This window comes from Oleiphilus sp. HI0128 (genome assembly GCF_001635365.1).
This window is the reverse complement of record NZ_LWGG01000961.1, coordinates 1-5,203: the sequence shown is the minus strand read 5'-3', so window position 1 is coordinate 5,203 and position 5,203 is coordinate 1. Positions and strand designations below refer to the sequence as shown.

At 43.7% G+C, this 5,203-nt stretch carries 5 protein-coding genes; all 5 read left to right on the top strand.

Going from position 1 to position 5,203, the window contains the following annotated elements; translation table 11 throughout:
* The coding region (locus A3763_RS15720; protein WP_231872220.1) for a hypothetical protein at nt 1-291 on the top strand (291 nt) is incomplete at its 5' end.
* Between the two features lie 30 nt (nt 292-321).
* Complete coding sequence (locus A3763_RS15715; protein ID WP_068510876.1) at nt 322-1,359, top strand: hypothetical protein; 1,038 nt, start codon at nt 322-324, stop codon at nt 1,357-1,359.
* A 232-nt stretch (nt 1,360-1,591) separates the two neighbouring features.
* The gene (locus A3763_RS15710; RefSeq protein WP_068510874.1) at nt 1,592-2,551 is read left to right on the top strand and encodes a tetratricopeptide repeat protein; all 960 of its coding nucleotides are present in this window, start codon (nt 1,592-1,594) and stop codon (nt 2,549-2,551) included.
* A 70-nt stretch (nt 2,552-2,621) separates the two neighbouring features.
* Entirely contained in the window at nt 2,622-3,794 is a 1,173-nt protein-coding gene (locus tag A3763_RS15705; RefSeq protein ID WP_068510872.1) for a methyltransferase, read from the top strand.
* 127 nt (nt 3,795-3,921) lie between these two features.
* Nucleotides 3,922-5,139: an alanine racemase gene (locus A3763_RS15700; protein WP_068510870.1), complete on the top strand. Its 1,218-nt coding sequence runs from the start codon at nt 3,922-3,924 to the stop codon at nt 5,137-5,139.
* Nucleotides 5,140-5,203 lie beyond the last annotated feature (64 nt).

Sequence of the window (5,203 nt, the reverse complement as noted above, 5' to 3'; positions counted from 1 at the left end):
TCCCCTCGTGACATTGGGGTCAAGGCTCACCCGAGGAGTACTAACCTTGACTTGCTCGATGAGATGTTTCCAGGTTCAACCCGTATCGATAAAAATATAGGCTTTGAGCTTATCTTGCCTCTGCTGGGAGATGACGTGCTTGTTTTGGGCGATATCTCGACAACCTTGCTGTCTGCCAAGTGGTTGAGGCCGGATATTCGTGTTGAAACATTAAGCTGTGAGGTGGCTAGTCAGCAAATGAATGACTTATTCAGCGCTCTTGGGATAAAGAAAAGCTATTCATTGGAATAAGCATTAACACTTAAATAATGGATATTGACAGTGAAGAAATATAAAAAGACTTATTGGGGGGCTATCCCAAAAGAGTTTAAGGCTCATGACAATGTGATATTCAAACGCTTTGGGAGGCGGTCAAATTGGTCGAGTGCTACCTCTATATTGGGTTTGAAGGGCGGAGCCTGTGCGAAGACAATGTTTTTCAGCATGCTTGCTCGAACTGTCCATAGCAATCCTGACTTGTTTGAATCAATACCCCCTGTTTCAATTAATTGGTCGGAGCGTTTTGTCGATGATGGCGATAAAACGCTTGTTGTTGAACATGGCTGGCTACCGAGATCGTCTTATCAAATCTCTCCTCATGGGGCCAATGCACGCAGCCACACTCAGTTTGACTCTGGCGTTGATTATGTTGAGCGCATAGGTCGACGCGATTTAGAGCACTGCAAAGCTCGCGCTCAACACTTCTTGAGGCCTAAAAAGGTTGATATCGCAGGCCTTACTCAAAAGCCTTTTTGTTTATTGCCACTCCAAGGAGGAGAGGACTATAACCTGAAGTTTTCTGATTCTGGTTTTGAGAGCTTGTATGGGCAGAAGGGCGCCAACGATTTATTGGCTCAGGCGCTAATTGATCGGAGTTATGCGGAAGCGCAAGGTGTGAACATTATCGTGACTGAGCATCCTGCTAAAAAATGCCGCTTATCTAATGCTCCGACGTTACCAAAGGGTGTGACATTTATCGAGGCTAAGAAAGGTATCCGTAGTATTGATTTAGCCGCGCATAAAAATTGTGTTGGGGTCGTATCGGTTAACTCTAACTTGGTTCATGAGGCAATGGTCTTAGGCAAGCCTGTTTGTTCTTATGGGCGTTTGATGTACAAGAGTGATGATAAGCCAATGTTTTCGTCAATTGCAGATATGCTGACATGTGGCGAACAAGACCTCAGCCTGGCTGATCAGTATTTAGCGCTATTATTTTTAAGTCAGTGGGAACTCACTGACTTAATGGACCCTATAATTGTGCAGACTTTATTAAACAGCATGGGGAAGGTTTTCCCTTGGGAGTTACGTCGAGGTATTTAACATTGGCTAATGTAAAAGAATATTCTTTTTTACCAGCTTAAAGCTTTTGCCAAGAATCAAACCTCTAATAAGTCTAGATTCAACACCGCTAACTTTACAGCTTCGCGATACTAAGAGTAAAACGTACATTAGCTGGCTTCCCATAATATATAGATAACCTCCTATTTCCGGGTTGCTGGTATATACTGATACGTACTTATTTCGGGTGACAGATGATTAAGGGTATCTTGTATTGAATACTGGTTTCTGGCCGAGCTTTATTGCTCATATTAAATTTACTCTAGCTTTTCTTTTATTGGTTACTTCTATCGAGATGCATGCGAGCTCTGACCAAGCCCGCCACTGCTTCAATTCAGGAGACTATGTCTGCGCCAAAAATATATGGGAGCCATTAGCTTATAAAGGCGATAGCATTGCCCAATTCTATATGGCCCGAATTAATCAGGAAGGTTTAGGTGTCGCTAAGAACATTTCTAATGCGCAGATATGGTACGTAGAAGCCGCTGAGTCAGGCTTGTTGGAAGCGCAAAATAATCTAGCTGTGCTGTATGAGAAAGGTGACGGTTTACCTAGAGATATTAATAAAGCGATAAAGTGGTATACGCTAGCGGCCGAACAGGGCGATACCTCAGCTCAATATAATCTAGCCTTAATTTATTACACCAATGAAGACGTCAAAGACGAAACAAAGGCTAATAGCTGGTTCAAGAAGGCGGCTAAGTTGGGAGACGTTCAAGCTCAGTATAACTTAGCGCTAATGCTCTTAAATGGATTGGGTGTCGAAGCTAAACCGAAAAGGGCTTTGCGTTGGTTGAGACGGGCGGCTGATCATGGGCATATACTGTCTCAGTATCAACTAGGCAGAATTTATCATTCTGGTGAAGTCTCTGGTAAAAACATAGCTGAAGCCATTAGTTGGTATACCTTGGCAGCCGAACAAGGTGATATCGATTCTCAGCTAAGTTTGGCGCAAATCTATTTACAAGATGGTCCTCAACACGACTCGCATGAATCATTTCGTTGGTTTGAAGTGGCTGCAAAATCAGGAAGTGCTCAGGCTCAGTTTCAATTAGGTCGTTTCTATCAAAGCGGTTTCGGTGTTATTAAGAACTTAAGCAAGGCGCAGCAATTGTATCAACAGGCTTGTAGGCAGAGACTTTCTGTTGCTTGTCAGGCTGGCGCTGCGCTGTAAACTTAGGCTCTTCTTGATAGGCATGGCTTGAGCTATAATGCTCAGTTCGCTCATTAGTTAAAATCCCTTTATGTCTTCTTCCTCATCAGAAAATCCCAACGCATTTACCGCTAACGGCCAGAATTATGAGCTTCAGCGTTATCCTGTTGAAAAGCGTAGTCAGTTGCGTGCCTGGGATGCTGCAGACAGCTACCTGCTTAATCTGGTTGATGACATGGCTGGAAGCTTCAAGCAGCTTTGTATCGTGCACGATAACTTTGGTGCTTTGACGATTCCTTTAATGAAATATAAGCCCCTCTGTTACGGCGACTCATGGATGTCATTAGAAGCAACGCGACAGAACCTCAAGAAGAATGCTGAAGCGAATGACGATAATGTGCTGGACTTTGAGTCGGGTCTTGAGTATCTCGTCAAACGAGAAGAGCGCCCAGACTTAATCATTGGTCGAGTACCTAAATCTAAAAGCCAGCTGGCTTATTTACTCGCTGAACTGAATAAGTGGGCACAAGAAGGCTGTACACTTTTACTTGCAGGTATGGATAAGCACTTAAGCAAAGGTCAGTATGAGTTGCTGGAGAAGTGCTTTGGCCCGGCGAGTTTTTTGCCAGGTGTAAAAAAAGCGCGAGTCTGGAGGGCAGAGGTTGATAAATCTCTGGCGTACGCTTCAGAGCAGAATATATTTGAACAGTGCAAGTCTGTCAGCGTTCCCGATTTTGAATTGAACTTGAAGGCTTTACCAAATGTCTTTAGCAATGATCATTTGGATATTGGCAGTCGCTTCTTTTTGGGGCATTACAAGTGCTTACCGGAGGTTTCACAAGTCGCTGATTTAGCCTGTGGGAATGGGGTACTTGGTTTAGCCTACTTACAGCGCTTTCCTAATGCCCAGATGTTTTTCTATGACGAGTCTTTTCAGGCGGTACAGTCTGCGAAACACAATTTGGCGGTCAATATGCCTACAAACCGTGCTGAGTTTATTGCTTGTGACGGCTTGAGCAAGGCTAAGTCTAATTCATTGGAATTGATTCTTTGTAACCCGCCGTTTCATCAGCAAAATACGGTGAGCACTTCGATAGCCCAATCCTTTTTCAAAGAAGCCAAACGTGCATTGAAAACGGGTGGCGAGGTATGGCTCGTGGCAAATCGGCACCTTGGCTACCATTCTGACTTGAAAAGAATATTTGGTAACTTTGAAAATATCGCAGCGAATAAGAAGTTTGTAATTCTCAAAGCTGGGAAGTAAGCCATTCCTTAAAATATGAATAATATTCATGTTTGTGTTAGTCTGGGATTTTATGATCTCAGGTAGGCTGGACTTTTACTTGGTTTAGACTGCAGATCCAAAAAAATAATAAGACTAGTTGGATAATATGGACGCAAACTATTTTTCTAAGCTATCGCTCGCTCTGAGTCAGGCAGGCCTTGCTAGCCCTGTACTGCTTGTCGATAAATCTTTGTTGGATGAAAATATTGCACGCTTGAAAGAAACCCTAGAAAAAGGGTTTGCCTATCGAGTGGTGGCAAAATCTTTACCCAGTATTCCTATGCTGGAATATATACTGTCCGAAACTAATTCCTCTCGTTTAATGTGCTTTCACCTTCCTTTTCTTATACATATTGCAGAGCATAAATGGCCCGTAAAGCCGGACTTGTTGTTAGGAAAACCTATGCCTGTCATGGCGCTTAGAGCTTTCTATCAGTGGTATGAGAAGCAAGGTGAGCCGCTAGACTTTGAGCCAGCAGAGCAAGTTCAATGGCTGATTGACTCAAATGAACGCTTGAACGAGTACGAGGCTGTTGCTTTAGAGTCAGGGCTCAAGATGAAGGTTAACCTTGAGGTCGACGTGGGTTTGCATCGTGGTGGCTTTGCTGACATGAGTGAGTTTAGGTCTTGTCTAGAGCGTATTAAACAATCTGATTTATTGAGCCTTAGCGGACTAATGGGTTACGACTACCACGTTGCCAAGGCGCTTAATATTTTGGAAGGAAGGGCTGTCGTGGCTCGTGCTGCAAAAAGTAGCTATCAGCGTTTTGTTAATGTGGTTGACGAAGTATTTGGTTCTCATGAAGGGCTATGTTTAAACGCAGGGGGAAGCCCAACTTATTCCTTGTATCAGCAAGGCGATTTTAGGAATGAATTAGCAGTTTCGTCAGCTCTGGTTAAGCCCAGCGACTTTGATATTCCAACTCTGGAGCATCATGTGCCTGCCGCATTTATTGCTGCCCCCATTTTAAAGGTAATTGAAAAACCAAGTTTGCCCATTGCTTCATCTTTATCTCCTTTTTTGCGGAGTGCGAAGCTGTTACCGAAGAAGGCGTGCTTTATTTATGGTGGCAATTGGCTTGCTGATCCGTGCTATCCAGAAGGCTCTGAACGAGTGAAGTTGTACGGTTGCTCAAGCAATCAGGAAATGTATTCGCTTGCAGAGTCTTCTGAGCTAAAGCCTAACGACTATATGTTCTTCCGGCCCAGACAAAGTGAAGCCTTGTTTCTCCAGTTCGGGCAAATAGCTGTCTATGATCAGGGAAAGATTGTTGCTTGGTGGTCTGTATTTGATACCTCAAAAACACCTCGCTGGGAGCAATAGTTGTAGTGATGGGNATTTTCTTTATTCTCGTTTTACTCAGCTTTCCCGCTGTGTTGATTGTCGC

What these genes read in the sequence shown, in the direction of transcription:
- A3763_RS15705 (WP_068510872.1), top strand. Translation starts at nt 2,622, where the DNA reads ATGTCTTCTTCCTCATCAGAAAATCCCAACGCATTTACCGCTAACGGC.
- A3763_RS15700 (WP_068510870.1), top strand. Translation starts at nt 3,922, where the DNA reads ATGGACGCAAACTATTTTTCTAAGCTATCGCTCGCTCTGAGTCAGGCA.